This window comes from Duganella sp. OV510, from assembly GCF_900100205.1.
Taxonomy (GTDB): domain Bacteria; phylum Pseudomonadota; class Gammaproteobacteria; order Burkholderiales; family Burkholderiaceae_D; genus Rugamonas.
This window is the reverse complement of the sequence record NZ_FNEQ01000007.1, coordinates 152679-171652: the sequence shown is the minus strand read 5'-3', so window position 1 is coordinate 171652 and position 18974 is coordinate 152679. Positions and strand designations below refer to the sequence as shown.

Genomic DNA, 18974 nt, shown 5'->3' with positions numbered 1-18974 from the left:
TTCCTTATTCGTCCGAATTATTAAATTCACCGAGGAAGATGTCGGCAGGTGAAGGTGGTTGCGTGTAGCCGAGATCCTTGACGGGATCGATGCCGGCGGCGACAAGGTTTTTCCAGTGGTCGTCCGAGGTGAACTGCGCCGGACGATAGGAGATGGTGCCTTTCTTATTCCAGTCATGCCATGGTTGCTGGCGGTTGATATGTGCGCCGATGCGGGAGTTCAGCACCACCATCTTGCCGACCGCTTCCAGCGAACTGCGCGCGATGGTGCCGATGGGCGCCTTGTAGAGATTGACGGCGCCATAGGTGCAGCTGTAGCCCTCCACCGGCATCGGCGCGTAGGGCGTACAGCGCGAACCGGCGAACCATTGGCGCAGCAGGAAGAAGTCGCCATCCTTCTTGCCTTCGTGCGTGAAGCGTACATTGTCGAAGACGAAGCCGTACCTGGTCTTGACGTGCGTGTTCGGCGCTGCGGTGTAGGAGGTGCCACGGTCGCCCAGCGTGCGCACTTCGCTCTGGTAGAAGTAGGCGGTACTGTCGCCGAAGATGAAATCGACATCGCCCTCGATATAGCTCTTGTTGAAGAAGCTGCGCACCGTGCTGCCGACCTGCGGCGACTTGAGGAACAGCGTGTCCTGGAAGCCGATCAGCCGGATATTCTCGAACTGCGCCTTGTCGACGCCATCAACGCTCAGCGCCAGCGCCTGATGGTGGATGTTGTTGATGTTGGGGAGCGCTTCGGCGCGGGCGTTGCCGGTGTCCTTGTTGTAGCCGTTTTCAAAGGTCAGGTTACGCGCCTGGAAGCCGTTGTTCTTGGCCCAGACGGTTTGCGTGCCGAAGGTGCCAATCTGCGGGCGATCCTTGATGCTGGCGTACATGGCCTGGACCGGCTGCGGCGCCTTGGCGAATTGCGCGCCATGCGCGGCGTCATAGGCTGCACCGGTCATTGATGCTTCCAGTTTGGCGGTGATGCGCGTGGCTGCCGCATCCTTGCCTTCTCCGTACAGCGTGAGCGGCGCCGCTTCGGCGGGAATGTAGACCAGCTCCGGATAAACGCCAGGCTTCAGCAGCAGGTATCGCCGCTTGTCCGGACGCGCGGCGCTGTCCAGCACCGCGCGGCTGACGGCTTCCTGCACCGTATTGAAGATGCGCGCGCCATCGGCCCTGGCGGCCTTGTCGACAATATAGTCCGGCGTGAATGCCGCGCCCTTGGCCAGCGGATCGGCAAGCGGGTCCCACGGATCGATTTTCTCCTTGCCAGCTTCGCCAACGTACTTCAGCACTTCTTCATACGAGAACTGTTTCGCCTGTTCGGGCGTGAGTTGCGGGCGTGCCGGGTTGCCCTGTGCCGCGCCAGCGCCCAGCAGCAGCGCCAGGGCTATAGCGTATTGTTGCTTCATTGCTGTTCACTCTCAGGCTTGAAGTGGCTTGCGGTTTCCGGCACTGCGTGCTTGAGCTCTTCCATCACCATGCGCGAGAAGAAGGCTGCGCCTTTGGCGCCAACGTGCGTGCGGTCGAAGGCTGACTTGGCTGCGCCAGCCACTTCCACTTTGCCGGCTGCCGGCGCGACGCCGTAGTCGGCAGGGCGGGGCACCATGGCCAGCGTGTCCGCTTCATCCTGCCCCATGGCCCGCACGGCGGCGTAGCTTTCCGCGTTGAGGTCCAGCAGTGGTGCTTGTTGCGTGGCGGCGGTGGCGCGGATCACGTCCGCCCACGGGCCGAGATTATTTTCCAGCTCGCCGTCCTTGAAGGTGCGGCGGGTCAGCGGCGTGACCAGTACCGGCACGCCACCCAGCGCTTTCACTTCCTGCGCGTAGCGTGTCATGTTGACGGGGAATTCGGTTTTCAGGTCGGTTGAGCGGCCAGGCTTGCCCGGCTGGTCGTTGTGGCCGAACTGGATCAGCACATAGGTCTTGCTGTAGGCGTCGGCGCCGCGCAGCAGGCCTTCGACTTCGTTCCAGCGACCTTCGGCGCGGAAGCTGCCGGAGCTGCGGCCACCCTTGGCCAGATTGATGCAGGTGTTGGCGCGGTTGATGCGCGCGCAGAAGGCGTCGCCGTAGCCGCTGTTGCTGGCCATGGTCGAATCACCGACCAGGATAAAGCGTACCGGCTTTGCCGGTGCGGCGTCGGCCGCGTTAGCGCTGCCGGTAAACAGCGCCAGGGCGGCGGCGCAGGAAATCAGGTATTTCATCGAACGATCCTAAAAAAAAGGCGCCGGCCGCCATGCGGTCCGGCGCCCAACCTCAGGCGGAGTGACTCAGTTTATGCAGCCACGCTTTCATCAGAAAGTGTAGGTGGCACGGACGTTGTAAGCGCGGCCGATCGGGCTGGCTGCGCTGCTCAGGTAACCAAAGCTATACAGGCTGCTGTTGGTTGCCGGTGGTTCTGCGTTGAACAGATTGGTGATGCCGGCAGTGATCTGGATGTTCTTGAATCCGCTGTACGTGGTGGTCAGGTTCCACAGCTTGTACGAGTTGATGTCGCGCCAGTACTGCTTGGCCACCAGGTTCTGGTCGGTGTACTTCGAGTTGTAGTTCTGGGTCAGCGTGCTGTTCCAGTTACCCGAAGCCCAGTTCAGTCGCAGCGTGTGCTTCCAGCGATAGGTGATGATCGGGAAGCTCGACGTAGTGCCGTTGCTGGCCAGGCCGAACTGGCCGATGTTGGAGACGAACGGGCTACCGTCAAACAGCTGGTTGTCGAACTGCGTCAGGTAGGTGCCGTCCAGGTTCACGCGGAAGGTGCCGAACGAGGTTTTCGGGAAGGTGTACGAACCCGAAACGTCGATACCGCCAGCCTTCTGGCCACCCAGGTTCATCGTGGTGTTGTTGATGTAGTTGATGGTGCCATCGGTGTTACGCACGAAGTAAGCGGCGTACTTGGCCGGGTCCAGGAAGTACACCTGCTCCGGCAGGTTGGCCAGCATGTCGGTCATGCGGATGTTCCAGTAGTCCAGCGACAGCGTGGCGTCCTTGAACGGTTCCATCACCACGCCCAGCGTGAAGCCCTTCGATTTTTCCGGCCTCAGGCCGGCGTTGGAGCCGGTCTGCTTGGGCAGCTGGACATTACACACATTGGCCGCCACCTGGCCGGCGATCGGCTTGCCGGTGCCGGCCACGCCTGGCGTGCCGCCTGGGCACAGTACCGGATCGTCCCACTTGGCGGCGGTCAGGCCGGTGGCGCCTGGCAGACGGTAGCCGTAGGCGTCAAACAGCGTTGGCGCGCGGAAGCCGGTGTTGGCCGAGCCGCGGAACATCAGCTGTTTCATCGGTTCCCAGCGGAAGCTGAGTTTCGGATTGACGGTGGTGCCGAAGTCGTTGAAATGGTCGGCACGCACTGCGCCGTTCAGCTCCAGCGTCTTGGTGATGGGTGCGTTGATCTCGGCGAACAGCGCGGCGACGTTACGCTGGCCTTCGCCATGCGATGGGCTGGTATTGGCGTAGGTGACGTCCGAGACGATGGCCAGCTTGGTGTCTTCGGTGGTGTCGCGGTGCAGGTCGGCGCCCACTGCCAGTGCCAGCGAGCCGCCCGGCAGTTCCATCAGCGCTTTGCTGGCGGTGAAATCGACGCCGGTGAAGGTCGATTTCGAGGTGCGGTTCTTGGCGCCGTCGACGCTGATCGACGCCAGGTAAGCTTTGCCGTCGGTGTCCTGCAGGCCGAATGGATTCAGCTTGCCGTTTTTCAGGCCGTCGATCAGGCCCTGGCCGGTGACATAGCCGGAGTAATAGTAGTTGTCACGCTCGGAGATACCAACCACCAGGCCAGCCTTGTAGTCCCAGCCGCCGATAATGCCTTCATCGGTGACAGCGATACGCTGGTTCAGCTGCACGTCCTTGGTGGTTGCCGCGCCCAGGTCGGCCACCGCCCAGGTCACGGTCAACGGTGCATTGTTCAGGCCCGCCACGGCAGGTACGCCGCCGCTACCGCCCGGATACCATTTGCTGGTCGACGAGATGGTCGGCGCCACGCCTTTGACGGCCAGCGCATTGGTCGGGTTGCGGGTCGCCTTGATGAATTCCTCGCCGCGCGAGTAGTCGATGCTGACGATATGGTCTTCACTCAGCTTCAACGAGCCACGTGCGTAGAAGGTGACCTGCTGGTTGGCGTACAGCGCGGTGCCGTATTCATTGTTGTCGATCACGCAGGTGCCGTTCTGGCCGGCGATCGAGTAAGGCGCCAGGCAGCCGGTGCGGCCGTACGGGTTCTGTGCGGTCTTGTTGGTCGGCGTGGTGAAGTTGGCCGGAGTGGCGTTGCCGCCGGTGCCCAGCGATGGCGCGCGACCCAGTTCGGTCAGCTTTTCCGCCGAACTGAGATAGGCGCGGTCGGATGCATTCAGGCGTGTGCGCTGGTGGGCGTCCACGGTGGCATAGACGTTCCAGCCGTCGGTTTGCAGATTGCCCTTGCCCCAGGTCGCGGTCAGGCGCTGTTCGTCGCCGCCGCCTTTTTTCTCCGGCTGCACCGCTTGCGCGGTCAGTTGCAGGCCTTCGAATTGGGTCTTGGTGATGAAGTTGACCACGCCGCCGATGGCGTCGGAGCCGTAGATCGAGGAAGCGCCGTCACGCAGCACTTCAACGCGCGCAATGGCGCTCATCGGAATCACGTCCAGGTTGGCGTAGCCGTCGGCGATCGCCTCGTTGGCCAGGCGGCGGCCATTCAGCAGCACCAGGGTGCGGTTCACACCAAGGCCGCGCAGATTGATGTTGGTGCCGGAGCCGGCGTTGGATGGCGCCAGCGAGGCCGATTGTGGCAACGCCATCATGAAGTCGGCGAGGGTGGTCATGCCCTGTTTGACCATGTCTTCAGCCTTGACGCTGGTGACTGGCAGGGATGCTTCATTGGCGACGCGCTTGATGCTGGAACCGGTAACTTCCACCCGGGTCATATTGGCATCGTCGGATTGCGCGGATGCCTGGTTGGTCAGAGCCATCACAGCCAGGCTGATTGCCGACAGCAGCAGGCGTGGTTGTGCGGAACGGTTCATGACCGATTGCTGGGACTTCATGTGGGTCTCCTTCGTCTCTTGAATAAAGTTATACGCAGCGCTGGCAAGCGCCTGCGTGAGTGGAGCACCTCGCGTACTCCGTGCCGCCGCGACGAAGGCAGCTGTGCGCGGAGCACAGTGCCGAGGTCGGGCCGGTCAATAACTTGATTGCTTTTTATACGCGGCCGGCATCGAGGCCGGTCCTGCGCTGTTACAGATACTGCTTATCCGCGCGAGAAAGTACGGGTCACGCGTTCCAGGTGGCCGCGCATGGCTTTGCGCGCCGCCGCCGGATCGTGGGCGGCAATCGCCTCCAGGATGCGGCGGTGGTCCTTCAGCGTTTCCTGACGCAGTTCCTCGGTCTGGAAGTGTTCTTTCAGCTTGTGCCACAGGCGGCCGCGCTGGTCCCACAGATAGTTCAGCGATCCGACCAGCGCGCTGTTGCCGGTGGCGCGCGCGATGGCCAGGTGGAAGTTGCGGTCGGCTTGCTCGTTGCTGGAATAATTGGCGTGGCTCTTTTCCATCTCGACCACCGCTTGCAGGATGGCGTCGATGGCGCTGTCGGTTGCCACACGGGCGGCAATCGCGGCGATCTCGGATTCGATCAGGCGGCGCGCGGACAGCACTTCAAACGGACCCGGACCGGCTTCCGGCAAATCGGCCACCGCCGGTTCCGGCACTTCGCTGACATATACGCCCGAACCGCCGCGCACTTCGATTACCCCGCCCAGCTCCAGCGCGATCAGTGCTTCGCGCAGCGAGGCGCGGCTGACACTGAGCTTGGTGGCAAGGTCGCGCTCCGATGGCAGACGCTCGCCGGAGGCGATGTTTTCGTTGCGGATGAGTTCCTGGATGCGGTCCGCCACAACGCGGTAGAGGCGCGGTTCGTGTGCGGTATCCCCGGTGAAAGGGGCGGTTTTTTTCAGCATGATGTCTCGTATAATTTCCGTGGCTTATTTATTTGCCATCTGGTCAGACCATTCTAAGGTGGTCAGACCAAATACGCAATGTGGACTAGCCAAATTAATTTTAAACTGGCATACTCAATTCATGGAGCAGCCCCCTGGCCCCGATGTTTACAAGGTATAACCTCTAGGAAACATGCGGTATTCAGACTGTGGCTTGCAGGCCACAACCCTGAGTTGGCCGACCAATAATAGAAGTGGTCAGACCACTTTCAGAGACCAAAAAACAACGTAGGAATTCTAGATGACAACTCCGACGAGCGCCAACAATACGCCGCGCTATATCCTCATGCACGACAACGATAACGTCGCGATTGTCGTCAACGACGGCGGCCTGCCTGCCGGCGCCGTGTTCCCGAATGGTTTGACGCTGCTGGAAGCGGTCCCGCAAGGCCACAAGGTGGCGCTGCGCGACCTGAAGTCCGGCGACCGTGTCATCCGTTACAACGTGACCATCGGTTTTGCGATGAAAGACCTGCCGGCCGGCAGCTGGCTGGCCGAGCACAATGTCGAGATGCCCGCAGCGCGCGAACTGGAAGGCCTGCCGATCGCCACCATCAAGCCGCCGCCGATGGAGCCGCTGGAAGGCTACACCTTCCAGGGCTTCCGCAATCCGGACGGCAGTGTCGGCACGCGTAACATTTTGGCCATCACCACCACCGTGCAGTGCGTGTCAGGCGTGGTGGAATTCGCCGTCGAGCGCATCAAGAAAGAACTGCTGCCGAAATACCCCAATGTCGACGACGTGGTGGGCCTGGAGCACACCTACGGCTGCGGCGTGGCGATTGAAGCGCCGGGTGCGCCGATCCCGATCCGCACCATCCGCAATATCGCGCTGAATCCGAATTTCGGCGGCCAGGCCATGGTGGTCAGCCTGGGCTGCGAAAAGCTGCAGCCGACGCGTTTGTTCCCGAAAGGCTCGATCCCGATCCAGAACGCCGGTGGCGCCGATCCTGGCCTGGTCTGTTTGCAGGATGCGCAGCACGTCGGCTTCATGTCGATGATCGATTCGATCATGAAGCAGGCCGAAGTCAATCTGGCGGAGCTGAACAAGCGCCAGCGTGAAACCGTGCCGGCTTCCGAGCTGGTGGTGGGCGTGCAATGTGGCGGCAGTGACGCCTTCTCCGGCGTCACCGCGAATCCGGCGGTGGGCTTTGCCACCGACCTGCTGGTGCGCGCCGGCGCCACCGTGATGTTCTCGGAAGTGACCGAGGTGCGTGACGGCATCGACCAGCTGACCTCGCGCGCCACCACGCCGGAAGTGGCCGACGCCATGATCCGCGAGATGGCCTGGTACGATGAATACCTGACCCGTGGCGGCGTTGACCGCAGCGCCAACACCACGCCGGGCAACAAGAAGGGCGGCCTGTCCAACATCGTCGAGAAGGCCATGGGCTCGATCGTCAAGTCGGGCAGCGCACCGATCTCCGGCGTGCTGTCGCCCGGCGAGAAGCTGACGCAGAAAGGCCTGATCTACGCCGCCACCCCGGCCAGCGATTTCATTTGCGGCACGCTGCAACTGGCGGCCGGCATGAATGTGCACATCTTCACCACCGGCCGCGGCACGCCTTACGGTCTGGCCGAGGTGCCGGTGATTAAAGTCGCCACCCGCAACGACCTGGCCAACCGCTGGCATGACCTGATGGACATCAACGCCGGCCGCATCGCCAGCGGCGAGGCCACCATCGCCGACGTCGGCTGGGAGATGTTCCAGATGCTGCTTGATGTCGCCAGCGGCAAGGAGACCTGGGCGGAGAAATGGAAGCTGCACAACGCGCTTGTCCTGTTCAATCCGGCCCCAGTGACGTAATCTTCAAAATTCAAACAACGGAGACAACATGAGCAAGCCATTCAAACGACTGCTGCTGACCGGTGCTGCCGGCGGCCTGGGCAAAGTCCTGCGCGACCGCATCAAGCCTTGGGCGGATGTGGTGGTGCTGTCGGATATCGCCGACATGGGCGAAGCGCGCGAGGGCGAGGAAATCGTCCAGTGCGACCTGGCCGATAAAGCAGCCGTCATGAAGATGATGGAAGGCGTGGACGCGGTGCTGCACTTTGGCGGCATCTCGACCGAGAACACCTTCGAGAACATCATGCACGCCAATATCCTGGGCACCGCCAACATCTACGAGGCGGCGCACAAGCAAGGCGTCAAGCGCATCATCTTCGCCAGCTCGAATCACACGGTGGGCTTCTACCGCAATACCGACTACATCGACGCCACCGCGCCGACCCGTCCGGATTCGTTCTACGGCGTCAGCAAGTGCTTCGGCGAACAGCTGGCCAGCTACTACTGGGACCGCACCGGCCTGGAAACCGTCAGCCTGCGCATCGGCTCCTCCTTCCCTGAGCCGAAGGACCGCCGCATGATGGTGACGTGGCTGAGCTACGACGACCTGGTGGAAGCGCTGCGCCGCTCGCTGTTTGCCACGCGCGTCGGCTTCACCGTGCTGTTCGGCATGTCCGACAACGAAGTGGCCTGGTGGGACAACAGCAAGGCCTCGCACCTGGGCTACAAGCCGAAGGACAGCTCGTCGCAGTTCGATGGCCTGTTCCCGGACAGCGGCGAGTATCCGGACCAGAATGCGTCCGTCACCTATCACGGCGGCGCGTTTGCGCTGGCCGAGGTACGCTACAAGGACTGAGACGCCAGTTCGTCTATCCACTGCATGAACACGCGCAGCCTGGCGCTGACGTGACGGTTGTGCGGATAGGCGAGATATAAAGGCATGGGGGCGAGTTGCCACTCCTCGAACAGGGGAGTCAGCTCGCCCTTTTTTACATGCGGCTGCGCCATGTAGCGCGGCACGCACAGCACACCCATGCCGGCCACGCCGGCAGCCACGTAGGCATTGCCATCGTCCGCCGCGACGACGTAACGGCCTTTGACGACCACCTCTTCATCGCCCAGCCTCAGGCGCGCCTCCGCGATGGTGCCGCTGCTGGAGCGCAGGTAGCCGACCATGCGATGCGGTTCTTCATCCAGTTCGCCCGGATGCGCCGGCGTTCCGGTTTCGCTCAGATACGCCGGCGAGGCATAGACGCCCAGCTGAAGGTCGGCCACGCGGCGTGCCACCAGCGACGGCACGGTGATGTCGCCGCCACGTATCACGCAATCGACGTTCTCGCCGATGACATCCACATTGCGGTCGCTGACGCCCATGACGACCTGGATTTCCGGATAGCGCCGGTGGAAATCAGGCAGGGCCGGCATCAGGATCAGCCGCGCGAACGGACTGGGTACGTCGATGCGCAAGCGTCCGCGCGGCGCCGCCAGGTCGCCGGCCAGCACGTCGTCGGCATCCTGCAGGTCGCCCAGCAGCCGCGCCACGCGTTCGTAGTAGGCCGCGCCCTCCGGTGTAACGTTGACCTGCCGGGTGGTGCGGTTGAGCAGCTTCACTTGCAGCCGCGCTTCCAGTTGCTGCACCAGTTGCGATACGGTGGTCTTGCTCATGTGGAGCGTCTGCGCGGCCTTGGTGAAGCTGCCGGCTTCCACCACGCGCACAAAGGCCAGCAGGGTGTCGAATCTGTCCATGGGATTGTGTGGAAATGGCAAACAGTCATTGTACGTCTTGCGCGTAGATCGGATGGGGCGTGCCTTTTAAAGTGGCGGCATCACTTAACGAGGAGTTCACCATGACTGTACGCGACGTTGTTTTCCCGCCTGGCCGCCAAGCGCTGTATGAGCGTAACCGCTATTCGCCGGCGATCCGCTCGAATGGGCTGCTGTTCGTCTCGGGGCAGGTCGGCAGCCGGCCGGACGGCGCGCCGGAGCCGGAACTGGAGGCGCAGGTGCGGCTGGCGTTCAAGAACCTGAACGCGATCCTGGCGGAGGCCGGCCTGACCTTTGACGATGTGATCGACGTGACCGTGTTCATGGTCGATCCGGCATCCACTTTCGAGCGGGTGTGGCCGATTGTGCAGGAGTTCTGGGGCGAGGCGCCACATCCGACGCTGACCGGCGTTGGTGTCACCTGGCTGTATGGTTTTGACTTCGAAATCAAGGTGATTGCCAAAGCTGGCTAGCAAAATACTGCATCGACAACACCATGGCGTTGTAGATGGCGTGGACCAGCATTGGCGCCAGCAGGGTTTTGCTGCGCTCATAGGTCCACGCAGCGCACAGGCCGAGGATGAACACCGGCAGCATCGATACCGGCGGGTGCACTACGGCGAAGATGGCGGCGCTCATCAGCATCGCCTGCGGTGCGTTCATCGAGCGCCGCAGACCGCCGTAGATCAGGCCACGGAAGATGAATTCCTCGCACAGTGGCGCCGCCACCACCGCCAATGCGTAGATCCATATGCGGCCGCCCTGCAATGCAGGTGCCGATTTGAGCAGGTCTGCCCACAGTGGTGAATGCTGCAAGGCGATCAGGTAGACCACGCCGTAGGCGCAGGCTACGGCGGCAGCGATGGCCGCCGTGCGCAGCGACAGTCCGATGTCCGCGCCACGCAGGATCACCGGCACGCCAGCGGCCTTGCTGCGCCAGTAAGTCAGCCGCATCAACAGGTACACGGTGATGCCGGCGATGCCGAAGGCGATGGTAATGCTTTGCATGGTCAGCTTGCGGGCGAAAATCAGCACGATGCCTTGCACGATGAAGAAGGCGGTGGCGGCGATCAGGCCATCCGCCGTCGACACGCGCGCCGGTGGCGCGGCGGCCGGGTCGAGCAGGTAGGGCAGGGCGTCGCGCGCCTTCTGCCACAGGGCCAGCGCCATCGACGCGGTCAGCACCAACACCACCAGCTTCTGCGACCACACGCTGGTGTAGATGCAGTAGGTGTAGAAGCTGGCCAGCAGCATGTACAGGTAGACGTAGCTTGGCCGAACGCGCGTGCGTGCATCCACCGCCAGCGGATCGCAGGCGAATACGCCGAGCGAGACAGCGATCATCGAGTAGATCGGGATGCCGGCGACGACCAGCAGAAGCAGCACCAGCATATTCCATTCGAACTGTTCGGTGTACCACGCGCTGATGCCCAGCACCACGGCGGGATAGACCATGGTCAGCACGCCCCACAGCCGGGCCTTTTCCTTCAATGCGCTTTCGATGGAACGCGGCACGGTGTACAGCAGCCACAGGACGTTGCCTTCGTTGTTCAGCGTCTGGAAGGCGGACAGCATCAGCACGTAGACGCCGAGGCCGAAAGCGATCGAGGCGGCCAGCGTGTGGTGCTCGCCCAGCTCCTCCAGGCTATTCAGCTTGCCGTTGAAGACCATCTGGCTGACGATGATAATGATGGGCAGCAGCAGCGTCTGGAACAGAAAATTGCGGTCGCGGCTCAGCAGGCGTAGTTCGCGGCGTTGCAGCGGCGTCAGGATGGCGGCGGCTGCGGCGGTCAGCAGCGCATAGGGGCCGCGCGCCACAGCGTGGCCGCCGTCCGCCGTCGCGCCCACGCTGCTGGTGCGGACCGGCACGGCCTTGCGCGCGCTCTCGCGGGCGCCGGAGTTGACGACGCCGTGGCGCAACTGGTGACGCAACAGCGCCATGCCTGTCCACATCAGCAAGAGGATCTGCGCCAGCAGCAGCGCTGACAGTGAGGCGAGTTGCGCCAGGTCGCGCGACTGTATCGCCTGCAGCACCAGGCCGGGCGGCGTCCAGCTGGCCCACGATGGAAACTCACGCGCCCAGTTCATCGCGAAGCCGTTCGCTGCGGGCATGCCCAGGGCCATGACGAAGTAGATCAGCGGCAGGTTGAGCAAGCCAGTCACTGCTTGCAGGTTGCGCAGCTGCGAAGCGGGAAGCCACATGCGCAGACCGGTGTCGGCCAGCGTGTACAGCAGCGCTGCCAGCGGCAACAGCGCAACGGCTGACAGCAGGGCGATCGGCAAGGCGCTCCACGTGTAGCCGGAGTGCCAGGCGATCACGCTGTAGGCCGGCACCAGCGCAAACCAGCCGGCGATATTGCTGGCGCTGCGTTCCAGCACGCGGCCCCATAGCAGCACGCCGCGTTCCACTGGCAGCGTCACCAGCCATTCCAGATCCCAGTCCGGCTGCGCCATCTCCTTGCTGCCCAGCGGCAGCAGCACGGCGATGACGAACAGGATGCTTACCTCCATCGTCAGCCCGTGCAGCAGCGGCGCGGCAAACGGCGCTGTTGCCAGTTCTTCCTCCGCCGTGTGCATGTCGTTGTGGTGCTCGCCCTGGTTGTCGGTGTAGCGGCATTCGCTGGCCGGGTCGAGGTGGCACTGCATGTTCAACACCGCGTTGTTGGCCATGCTGACAAAGGAGAAGCACATGAACACCATCATCACCAGCGTCAGTATCCACAGGTTGCTGCGCTTGCCGCCGGTGGTGTCACGTGGCTTTTTCTGCCTGAAGCGGAACAGGTTATTGAACAGCACATTGCGCTGGCGCGTCAGGCGCATGCGCGTCATCAGCCAGATGGTTTGCAGCGCGGTCATTGCGCTGTCTCTTCCGCCGCTTCGTCGGTGATCTTCAGGAACACGTCTTCCAGTGAACCGCTGGCCGAGGATTTGGCGCGGATTTCGTCCAGCGTGCCGGTGGCCACCAGTTCGCCGCGATGGATGATGCCGACGCGGTCGCACAGCTTCTCGGCCATGTCCAGCAGGTGCGTCGAAACAAAGATGGTGACGCCGCGCGCGGCGGCCGCCAGCAGGCGTTCCTGGACATCGCGCGAGGCGCGTGGATCAAGGCCGTTGATTGGTTCGTCGAGAATCAGCACGGATGGATCGTGGATCAGCGCACAGGCCAGGCCGAGGCGCTTCTTCATGCCCAGCGAGTAGTTGACCGCGTAGTCTTCGCCGGCTTCCTGCAAGCCAAATTCCGCCAGCAGCCGCGCGCTGCGCCCGGCGGCTTCGGCGCGCGGGTAGCCATGCATCTCGCCGACGAATTGCAGGATCTCGCGCCCGCGCAGGTAGTCGTAGAAGATCGGCGTATCGGGCAGGTAGCCGACGCGGCGTTTGACTTCGGCCGGCTCGGCATGGCAATCCAGGCCGTCGATCAACACATGGCCACCGCTGGGCACCAGGATGCCCATCATCATGCGGATGGTGGTGGTCTTGCCGGCGCCGTTGGGACCGAGGAAGCCGAACACCTCGCCGTGCTGCACCGTCAGTGTCAGCGGCTTGACTGCGTTGAAACTGCCATACGCCTTGGCCAGGCCTTGAAACTCGATCATGAGGACACCGGAAACGTTATGAATTTACTATGCCATCATAACACCGCTGTCACGCTCACTCCTTGCGCTGCAGGCTCATGCCGAAGCGTTCGGTGCGCGGCATCCAGTTGCCGGTGATGTCGGCCGACGCCAGCACGCGCTCGGCGCGGCCGATCAGCAGCGCGCGCGGCACCAGGCCGATGTAGCGCGAGTCTTCACTGTTGTCGCGGTTATCGCCCAACATCATGTACTGGCCGGGCGGCACAACCAGCGGCGCGAAATTGCGGCGTGCCTGCAACTGCGGCAGGAACTGGACGGCGTGGCGGGTGTCGCCCAGCGTTTCATCGACGCGCACGGCAGCCAGGTCGCCAACGCCGTGTATGGTTTCGATGCCGCGACTGAGCGAGGTGTAGCCGGCCGGGTGGCCGTTGATGCTCAGTTCTTCGTTGCGCATCTCGACGCGGTCGCCGGGCAGGGCGATGATGCGCTTGATGAGCCGCGTGCCATTTGCTGGCGAAGAGAAAGTCACGATGTCGCCGCGCTGCGGTTCGCCGGTCGGGCTGATGACGATGTCGGTCAGCGGCACCTTGACGTTGTAGGCCAGCCGATTGACGAACACCACATCGCCCTCCAGCAGGTTGGGATGCATGGATGCCGACGGGATAGGATTCCAGTCCGCCACTGCTGTGCGGAAGATGCCGAACAGCGCCAGGAACAGCACAAAGCCTTTATTGGCGCGCAGCCAGTTCTTCATTGTCTTCCCCCGAGTGAGTGATTTTCGCGCCTGATGGCGAGCGCTAATATTGTGATCAGATTCTTAATCACGGCTTAGCCATGCTCTGCTATCTGGCTAGTGCGCGCTCTTTTGCACCAGCGCGCTGCCGACGCCATGGCGCTGGCCTTCGCTCACCGCCGTCACCGTGCCGTCCGGATTGAACACCAGCGCGTTGGCGGCGCCGATTTCCTCCGGCTGCTTGCTCCAGTGCTGGCCGGTTTTCTCCAGCGCCCTGGCTTGCGCGCTGCCGGGGAAACCAGGTTCCACATCGGTGGCCATGCCATTGCGTTCCGACAGGCGTGGCGCGTTCAGCGCATCCGGCATGCTCATGCCCAGGTCGATGTGGTTGAAGATGGTCTGCAGCACCGTGGTGATGATGGTGGCGCCGCCAGGGCTGCCGATCGAGAACGCCGGCTTGCCATCCTTGAAGGCGATGGTGGGCGACATGCTGCTGCGCGGCCGTTTGCCGGCTTCCGGCACATTCGGCGCCGGGCCGGAGAAGTCGAAGTCGGTCATCTCGTTATTCAGCAGGAAGCCGTAGCCCGGCACCACGATGCCGCTGCCGCCCCATGACTCGATGGTGTAAGTGTAGGAGACGATATTGCCGTCCTTGTCGGACACTGTCAGGTGCGTGGTGTGCGCGCCTTCGGCGATCAGCTTGTTGGCGTTGGCGCGCAGCGGCACGCTGACGTCGTTCTGGAACGGATAGGGATCGCCGGCTGGTGCGTGCACACTGGCCTGGTCGGGATTGATCAGCTCACGGCGGCGCGCTGCGTATTCCTTGCTGAGCAGGCCAGCCACCGGCGCTTCGACGTATTCGGGATCGGCCAGATAGGCATTGCGGTCGGCGAAAGCCAGGCGGCTGGCTTCCAGGTACAGGTGTTCGGCCCTGGCGCGCGGCATCGCCTTGAGGTCGTAGCCTTCGAGGATGTTCAGCGCCTGGGCGACGGCGATGCCGCCGCTGCTCGGCAACGGCATGCCGTATAAATCGTAGCCGCGATAGGTGCTGTGCACCGGCTGGCGCAGGCGCGCTTCGTAGTTGGACAAATCGGCCAGCGTGATCGCGCCGCCGTTGCGGTTGACCGCATCAACCACCGCGCGCGCCATTTTGCCGGTGTAGAAGATCTTGACGCCGCCGGCCGCCAGTTCGCGGTACGCCTTGGCCAGGTCTGGATTGCGCAAGGTGCTGCCGGCGGCGATGGCCTTGCCGTCCTTCAGGTACAGCGCGGCGGTGGCCGGGAAGCGGGCGAACTTGCTTTCGTTCTCGCGCACCAGATGGGAAAAGTTGTCGTTGACCTTGAAGCCCTGGCTGGCGACACCGATGGCTGGCGCCAGCACCTGCCGCAACGACATCGAACCGTAGCGGTCCAGCGCCTCGTGCCAGCCGCGCACCGTGCCGGGCACGCCCACCGAACGGCCGCTGGCGACCACCTGCTCGAAGTCCAGCTCCTTGCCATCCTTGAGGAATACGCCGGGCGTGAAGCTGGCCGGCGCGGTTTCGCGGTGGTCGATGGTAATCACGCGCTTGTCCTTGGCCAGGTAGATCACCATGAAGCCGCCGCCGCCGATGCCGCAGCTGAATGGATCGGTAACGCCCAGCGTGGCCGCTGCCGCAACCGCCGCATCAATCGCGTTGCCGCCCTGGTTGAGGATGGCGATGGCGGCTTTGGAGGCTGGCTCGCTGATGGTGGCGACCGCACCGCCGGTGCCGGTGGCAACCGGGGTTTTTGCGGCGGCTGACAGCGCCAGGGAAAGAAGAATGGAAGAGACGAGGACGGTGCGGGTGGTGGTCATGTGGGCAAGCTTCAAGGTGAGTTAATGTTGCTCACCTTTAAGCTTACCTGATAATTTGGCGGCACTTCATCTTTCGCCGGCGCCGGCAGCGGGGCGTAGCCATCCAGCGTGAAGGTCAGGCCGTTGCGGCTGATTTTGGCCGTGCCATCCGGCATATCATTCGACAGCACGAAGTTGCTGACGCTGCCATCCGGCTGTTTCAGCGTAAAGCTGAAGCTGATGTAGCCGGCCCAGACGCACACCATGCCGGTGCGGCAACGACTGTCGTTGACGCGTTCCAGTCGCACCACCGGCGCCGATGCGGCGACGCCGGTGACAACCGCAGCGCCGATGGTGGCGCTGGCGCCCTGGGTCAACACATAGATGTTGGTGAATGGGGCGGGTGTGGCGCGGCTGATGCCCTTGGCGGCACCGCAGGCGTACAGCGTGGCCATGACGGCCACCAGCAAGGGCAGTACGATGAGCTGCCGCAATATTGTTTTTTTCATGTTCAACCTCTGCTTCAGTTGAAGGCAAGCTTAACAAAAAGACCATGAGTGTGGCGCACGAACGGCGCGTGGTCAGTGTTAGCGCAAAGAAGGGGCAAAAAAAAATGCCGCCGGCGCGGGCGCCGGCGGCATTCCGGGAAGGGCGTGATGGCTTACACGTAGGCGGCCAGCGCGCCCTTCATTTTTTTCAGCGCAGCTGCCTCGATCTGGCGGATGCGCTCGGCCGAGACGCCGAATTCTTCCGCCAGCGTGTGCAGCGTGGCACCCGAACCGTCATCGTTGGCCAGCCAGCGCGATTCGATGATGCGGCGCGAACGGGCGTCCAGCTTGCCCAGCGCTTCTTCCAGGCCTTCCGATTGCAGGCGGGTCACCTGCTCGGCTTCCAGCACGCGGGTCGGCTCTGACGCTTCCGACGACAGGTAGGCGATCGGCGCAAACTTGTCATCTTCATCATCGGTTGGCGATTCCAGCGCGATGTCGCGGCCGCTCAGGCGCGTTTCCATTTCGATCACTTCCTCACGCTTGACGTTCAGCGTCTTCGCCAGTTGGTCGATCTGGGCAGGCGTCATCGCGTCCAGGCCGGTCTTGTGGCTGCGCAGGTTGAAGAACAGCTTGCGCTGGGCCTTGGTGGTGGCCACTTTGACCAGGCGCCAGTTCTTCAGGATGTATTCGTGCATCTCGGCCTTGATCCAGTGCATCGCATAGGACACCAGGCGCACGCCCTGGTCAGGGTCGAAACGTTTGACAGCCTTCATCAGGCCGATATTGCCTTCCTGGATCAGGTCGCCATGCGGCAGGCCATAGCCCAGGTAGCCACGCGCGATCGACACCACCAGGCGCAGGTGGGACGTCACCAGGCGCTCGGCGGCGCCGAGGTCGGCTTGTTCCTTGAGGCGCTTGGCCAGCGAGATTTCTTCGTCGTGCGTCAGCATCGGCATGCGATTGACGGCCGAAATGTAGGCATCCAGGTTACCCAGGTTGCCACTAAACCCGAGTCCCAGAGCACTGTTATTCGCAGGTACCACGGACATCATAGTCATTTTCGTTTCCTTCGCTTGAGATTGCTTATGAGCACTTTTGTACTCTTTCAAACATATATTAGCACTCTCTGTCGTTGAGTGCCAATCGTCCGAAATTTATGGGCCTGATAGTAAAAACACTATCGGGTCTTCCGATGTGTTTAGGATGCGCGATGGATCTTAGGACCGGCTTAATGCAGGGAACCATGCTAAGCCGGGGAGGGAAGCGACTCCGTGCGCGGACGCACGGAGCAGGATTAGTTCAGGCGAGCGGTATGGCGGCGGACCGACAGGCGGGCGCCGATCAGGCCAAGTGTGGCGGACAGCGCCAGCAGTGCCAGCATCATCAGCGGCTGTAGCGGGGTCAGGTGGAATTCGGAGGCGTACAGTCTTGCAAATTCAGCAATAGCAGTGTTCAGCGGACCCAGTGCCAGCGTCACCGCGCCCAGCGCCAGGCCGCCGGCGCACACGCCCAGCAGCGCGCCGGTGTAATAGAAGGGGCGGTGGATGAAGCTGTCGGTGGCGCCGATCAGCTTGGACACCAGGATTTCTTCGCGCTGCGTCAGCACCTGCAGGCGGATGGTGTTGAAAATTACCGCCACCACCACCGTGCCCAGGGTCGCCGCCAGCAGCAGCAGCGCCAGGCGCAGGATGTTGATCAGCGCCGCCAGCCGCTTGACCCAGGCCGAATCGACCTGCACCGTGTCGACGCCCGGCAGCGCGCGGATCTGCTCGGCCAGTTGGTCGACGTCGCCGCCGGCCTCGGCGTTGCGGAAGGCGTCCAGCTTCAGCACATAGCTGTCCGGCAGCGGGTTGTCGCCCAGCGTGGCCAGCACATCGGCCAGGCCGTTTTTATCCTTCAGGTTGTCCAGCGCCTTTTCGCGCGGGGTGAAGATGATCTTGGCCTGCTTGTCGTGCACGGTCTGGCGCAGTTGCACCGCCAGCGCCTCGGCCTGCTCGCGCGGCGTCTCCTGTTTCAGGAACACCGAGATTTCCGGATCGACCGACAGCGTTTCCGACATCGGCCGCACATTGTCCAGCAAGGTCACGCCCATGAAGGGCAGAGCCAGCGCAATCGCCACCACCAGTATATTGAACAGGAAGCCGCCGGGCGAACGGCGCAGGTGGACCAGCGCGGCGGCCATCGCGTAGCGGTGTTGACGGAACCAGTGGGTCATGCTGCCACCTCCAGCTGGCCATGGTTGAGATGGATGACGCGCGCGGCGGCGTCCAGCATCACTTCATCGTGACTGGAAATCAGGCAGGTGACGCCGACCGAGTTGAAGGCTTTCAGGGCGTCCAATACTTTATTGGCGCTGGCGCGGTCCAGGTTGGCGGTCGGCTCGTCGGCCAGGATCACTTGCGGCCGGTTGACGATGGCGCGCGCGATCGACACGCGCTGCTGCTCTCCGCCGGACAGGGCCAAGGGCTGGGCGCTGGCGCGGTCGCCGAGGCCGACTTTGTCCAGCGCGGCGCGGGCGCGCTGTTCGGCCTGCGTCTTGGAGGCGCCGGTCACCAGCAGCGGCAGCATGACGTTGGCCAGTACGCTGCGGTCGGTCAGCAGCCGCTGTTGCTGGAAAATCAAACCGAGGTTGCGGCGCAGGAAAGGCACGGCCACCGGCTTGATGCGGGAAATATCCTGGCCGTTGACGATCACCTGGCCGGTGCTGGGGCGCTCCATGGCCGCGATCATTTTCATCAGGGTGGATTTGCCGGCGCCGGAAGGGCCGGCGAGGAAAACCAGTTCGCCTTTTTCTATCGTGAAGGAGACGTCGCGCAGCGCCGTCACATCGGATGAGTATTGTTTGGAGACGTTCCGGAATTCGATCAT

At 62.9% G+C, this 18974-nt stretch carries 16 protein-coding genes; 3 read left to right on the top strand and 13 right to left on the bottom strand.

All coding sequences use genetic code 11. From position 1 onward, the window contains the following. Nucleotides 1-4: 4 nt before the first annotated feature. The 4 genes from BLS51_RS19095 to BLS51_RS19080 form a co-directional block, all read right to left on the bottom strand. Entirely contained in the window at nucleotides 5-1399 is a 1395-nt protein-coding gene (locus BLS51_RS19095) for a pectinesterase family protein (RefSeq protein WP_090186531.1), read from the bottom strand. After that, a complete protein-coding gene (locus tag BLS51_RS19090; protein ID WP_090186528.1) occupies nucleotides 1396-2190 on the bottom strand; it encodes a rhamnogalacturonan acetylesterase in 795 nt (264 codons plus the stop codon). Before BLS51_RS19090 ends, BLS51_RS19095 begins: the two co-directional genes overlap by 4 nt. A gap of 90 nt (nucleotides 2191-2280) precedes the next feature. Beyond that, nucleotides 2281-4998, bottom strand: coding sequence for a TonB-dependent receptor plug domain-containing protein (locus tag BLS51_RS19085; RefSeq protein ID WP_090186525.1), 2718 nt, complete (start codon nucleotides 4996-4998; stop codon nucleotides 2281-2283). 203 nt (nucleotides 4999-5201) lie between these two features. Next, entirely contained in the window at nucleotides 5202-5906 is a 705-nt protein-coding gene (locus BLS51_RS19080) for a FadR/GntR family transcriptional regulator (protein WP_090186522.1), read from the bottom strand. A 280-nt stretch (nucleotides 5907-6186) separates the two neighbouring features. Between BLS51_RS19080 and garD the strand changes: the two genes are divergently transcribed. After that, the gene (gene garD, locus BLS51_RS19075) at nucleotides 6187-7752 is read left to right on the top strand and encodes a galactarate dehydratase (protein ID WP_090186518.1); all 1566 of its coding nucleotides are present in this window, start codon (nucleotides 6187-6189) and stop codon (nucleotides 7750-7752) included. 28 nt (nucleotides 7753-7780) lie between these two features. After that, complete coding sequence (locus tag BLS51_RS19070; protein ID WP_090186514.1) at nucleotides 7781-8587, top strand: NAD-dependent epimerase/dehydratase family protein; 807 nt, start codon at nucleotides 7781-7783, stop codon at nucleotides 8585-8587. On the opposite strand, the gene BLS51_RS19065 is transcribed toward BLS51_RS19070, so the two are convergent. After that, nucleotides 8575-9477 (bottom strand): LysR family transcriptional regulator, encoded by a 903-nt coding sequence (locus BLS51_RS19065; protein ID WP_090186511.1) that lies wholly within the window; start codon nucleotides 9475-9477, stop codon nucleotides 8575-8577. The genes BLS51_RS19070 and BLS51_RS19065 overlap by 13 nt on opposite strands. A gap of 101 nt (nucleotides 9478-9578) precedes the next feature. On the opposite strand from BLS51_RS19065, the gene BLS51_RS19060 reads away from it, so the two are divergent. After that, nucleotides 9579-9968, top strand: coding sequence for a RidA family protein (locus BLS51_RS19060; RefSeq protein ID WP_090186508.1), 390 nt, complete (start codon nucleotides 9579-9581; stop codon nucleotides 9966-9968). On the opposite strand, the gene BLS51_RS19055 is transcribed toward BLS51_RS19060, so the two are convergent. The 8 genes from BLS51_RS19055 to ftsE form a co-directional block, all read right to left on the bottom strand. Continuing rightward, complete coding sequence (locus BLS51_RS19055; RefSeq protein WP_090186506.1) at nucleotides 9943-12351, bottom strand: CPBP family intramembrane glutamic endopeptidase; 2409 nt, start codon at nucleotides 12349-12351, stop codon at nucleotides 9943-9945. The two genes, BLS51_RS19060 and BLS51_RS19055, sit on opposite strands and share 26 nt — an antisense overlap. Beyond that, complete coding sequence (locus BLS51_RS19050; RefSeq protein WP_090186503.1) at nucleotides 12348-13088, bottom strand: ABC transporter ATP-binding protein; 741 nt, start codon at nucleotides 13086-13088, stop codon at nucleotides 12348-12350. Before BLS51_RS19050 ends, BLS51_RS19055 begins: the two co-directional genes overlap by 4 nt. A gap of 55 nt (nucleotides 13089-13143) precedes the next feature. Next, entirely contained in the window at nucleotides 13144-13821 is a 678-nt protein-coding gene (gene lepB, locus BLS51_RS19045) for a signal peptidase I (RefSeq protein ID WP_090186500.1), read from the bottom strand. 96 nt (nucleotides 13822-13917) lie between these two features. After that, nucleotides 13918-15636 carry a gamma-glutamyltransferase gene (gene ggt / locus BLS51_RS19040; RefSeq protein WP_090186493.1) on the bottom strand — a complete coding sequence of 573 codons (1719 nt, stop codon included), beginning with the start codon at nucleotides 15634-15636 and terminating at the stop codon, nucleotides 13918-13920. Nucleotides 15637-15647: 11 nt separating this feature from the next. Then, a complete protein-coding gene (locus BLS51_RS19035) occupies nucleotides 15648-16124 on the bottom strand; it encodes a hypothetical protein (protein ID WP_090186489.1) in 477 nt (158 codons plus the stop codon). A gap of 152 nt (nucleotides 16125-16276) precedes the next feature. Continuing rightward, nucleotides 16277-17164 carry an RNA polymerase sigma factor RpoH gene (gene rpoH / locus BLS51_RS19030; protein ID WP_373994340.1) on the bottom strand — a complete coding sequence of 296 codons (888 nt, stop codon included), beginning with the start codon at nucleotides 17162-17164 and terminating at the stop codon, nucleotides 16277-16279. Nucleotides 17165-17400: 236 nt separating this feature from the next. Further along, complete coding sequence (ftsX, locus tag BLS51_RS19025; RefSeq protein WP_090186484.1) at nucleotides 17401-18321, bottom strand: permease-like cell division protein FtsX; 921 nt, start codon at nucleotides 18319-18321, stop codon at nucleotides 17401-17403. Then, a complete protein-coding gene (gene ftsE / locus BLS51_RS19020) occupies nucleotides 18318-18974 on the bottom strand; it encodes a cell division ATP-binding protein FtsE (protein ID WP_090186480.1) in 657 nt (218 codons plus the stop codon). Before ftsE ends, ftsX begins: the two co-directional genes overlap by 4 nt.

Bases quoted from the DNA above. Each gene is read 5' to 3' on its own strand.
- BLS51_RS19095 (WP_090186531.1), bottom strand. From the start codon at position 1,399: ATGAAGCAACAATACGCTATAGCCCTGGCGCTGCTGCTGGGCGCTGGC.
- BLS51_RS19090 (WP_090186528.1), bottom strand. From the start codon at position 2,190: ATGAAATACCTGATTTCCTGCGCCGCCGCCCTGGCGCTGTTTACCGGC.
- BLS51_RS19085 (WP_090186525.1), bottom strand. From the start codon at position 4,998: ATGAAGTCCCAGCAATCGGTCATGAACCGTTCCGCACAACCACGCCTG.
- BLS51_RS19080 (WP_090186522.1), bottom strand. From the start codon at position 5,906: ATGCTGAAAAAAACCGCCCCTTTCACCGGGGATACCGCACACGAACCG.
- garD (WP_090186518.1), top strand. From the start codon at position 6,187: ATGACAACTCCGACGAGCGCCAACAATACGCCGCGCTATATCCTCATG.
- BLS51_RS19070 (WP_090186514.1), top strand. From the start codon at position 7,781: ATGAGCAAGCCATTCAAACGACTGCTGCTGACCGGTGCTGCCGGCGGC.
- BLS51_RS19065 (WP_090186511.1), bottom strand. From the start codon at position 9,477: ATGGACAGATTCGACACCCTGCTGGCCTTTGTGCGCGTGGTGGAAGCC.
- BLS51_RS19060 (WP_090186508.1), top strand. From the start codon at position 9,579: ATGACTGTACGCGACGTTGTTTTCCCGCCTGGCCGCCAAGCGCTGTAT.
- BLS51_RS19055 (WP_090186506.1), bottom strand. From the start codon at position 12,351: ATGACCGCGCTGCAAACCATCTGGCTGATGACGCGCATGCGCCTGACG.
- BLS51_RS19050 (WP_090186503.1), bottom strand. From the start codon at position 13,088: ATGATCGAGTTTCAAGGCCTGGCCAAGGCGTATGGCAGTTTCAACGCA.
- lepB (WP_090186500.1), bottom strand. From the start codon at position 13,821: ATGAAGAACTGGCTGCGCGCCAATAAAGGCTTTGTGCTGTTCCTGGCG.
- ggt (WP_090186493.1), bottom strand. From the start codon at position 15,636: ATGACCACCACCCGCACCGTCCTCGTCTCTTCCATTCTTCTTTCCCTG.
- BLS51_RS19035 (WP_090186489.1), bottom strand. From the start codon at position 16,124: ATGAAAAAAACAATATTGCGGCAGCTCATCGTACTGCCCTTGCTGGTG.
- rpoH (WP_373994340.1), bottom strand. From the start codon at position 17,164: ATGACTATGATGTCCGTGGTACCTGCGAATAACAGTGCTCTGGGACTC.
- ftsX (WP_090186484.1), bottom strand. From the start codon at position 18,321: ATGACCCACTGGTTCCGTCAACACCGCTACGCGATGGCCGCCGCGCTG.
- ftsE (WP_090186480.1), bottom strand. From the start codon at position 18,974: ATGATCGAATTCCGGAACGTCTCCAAACAATACTCATCCGATGTGACG.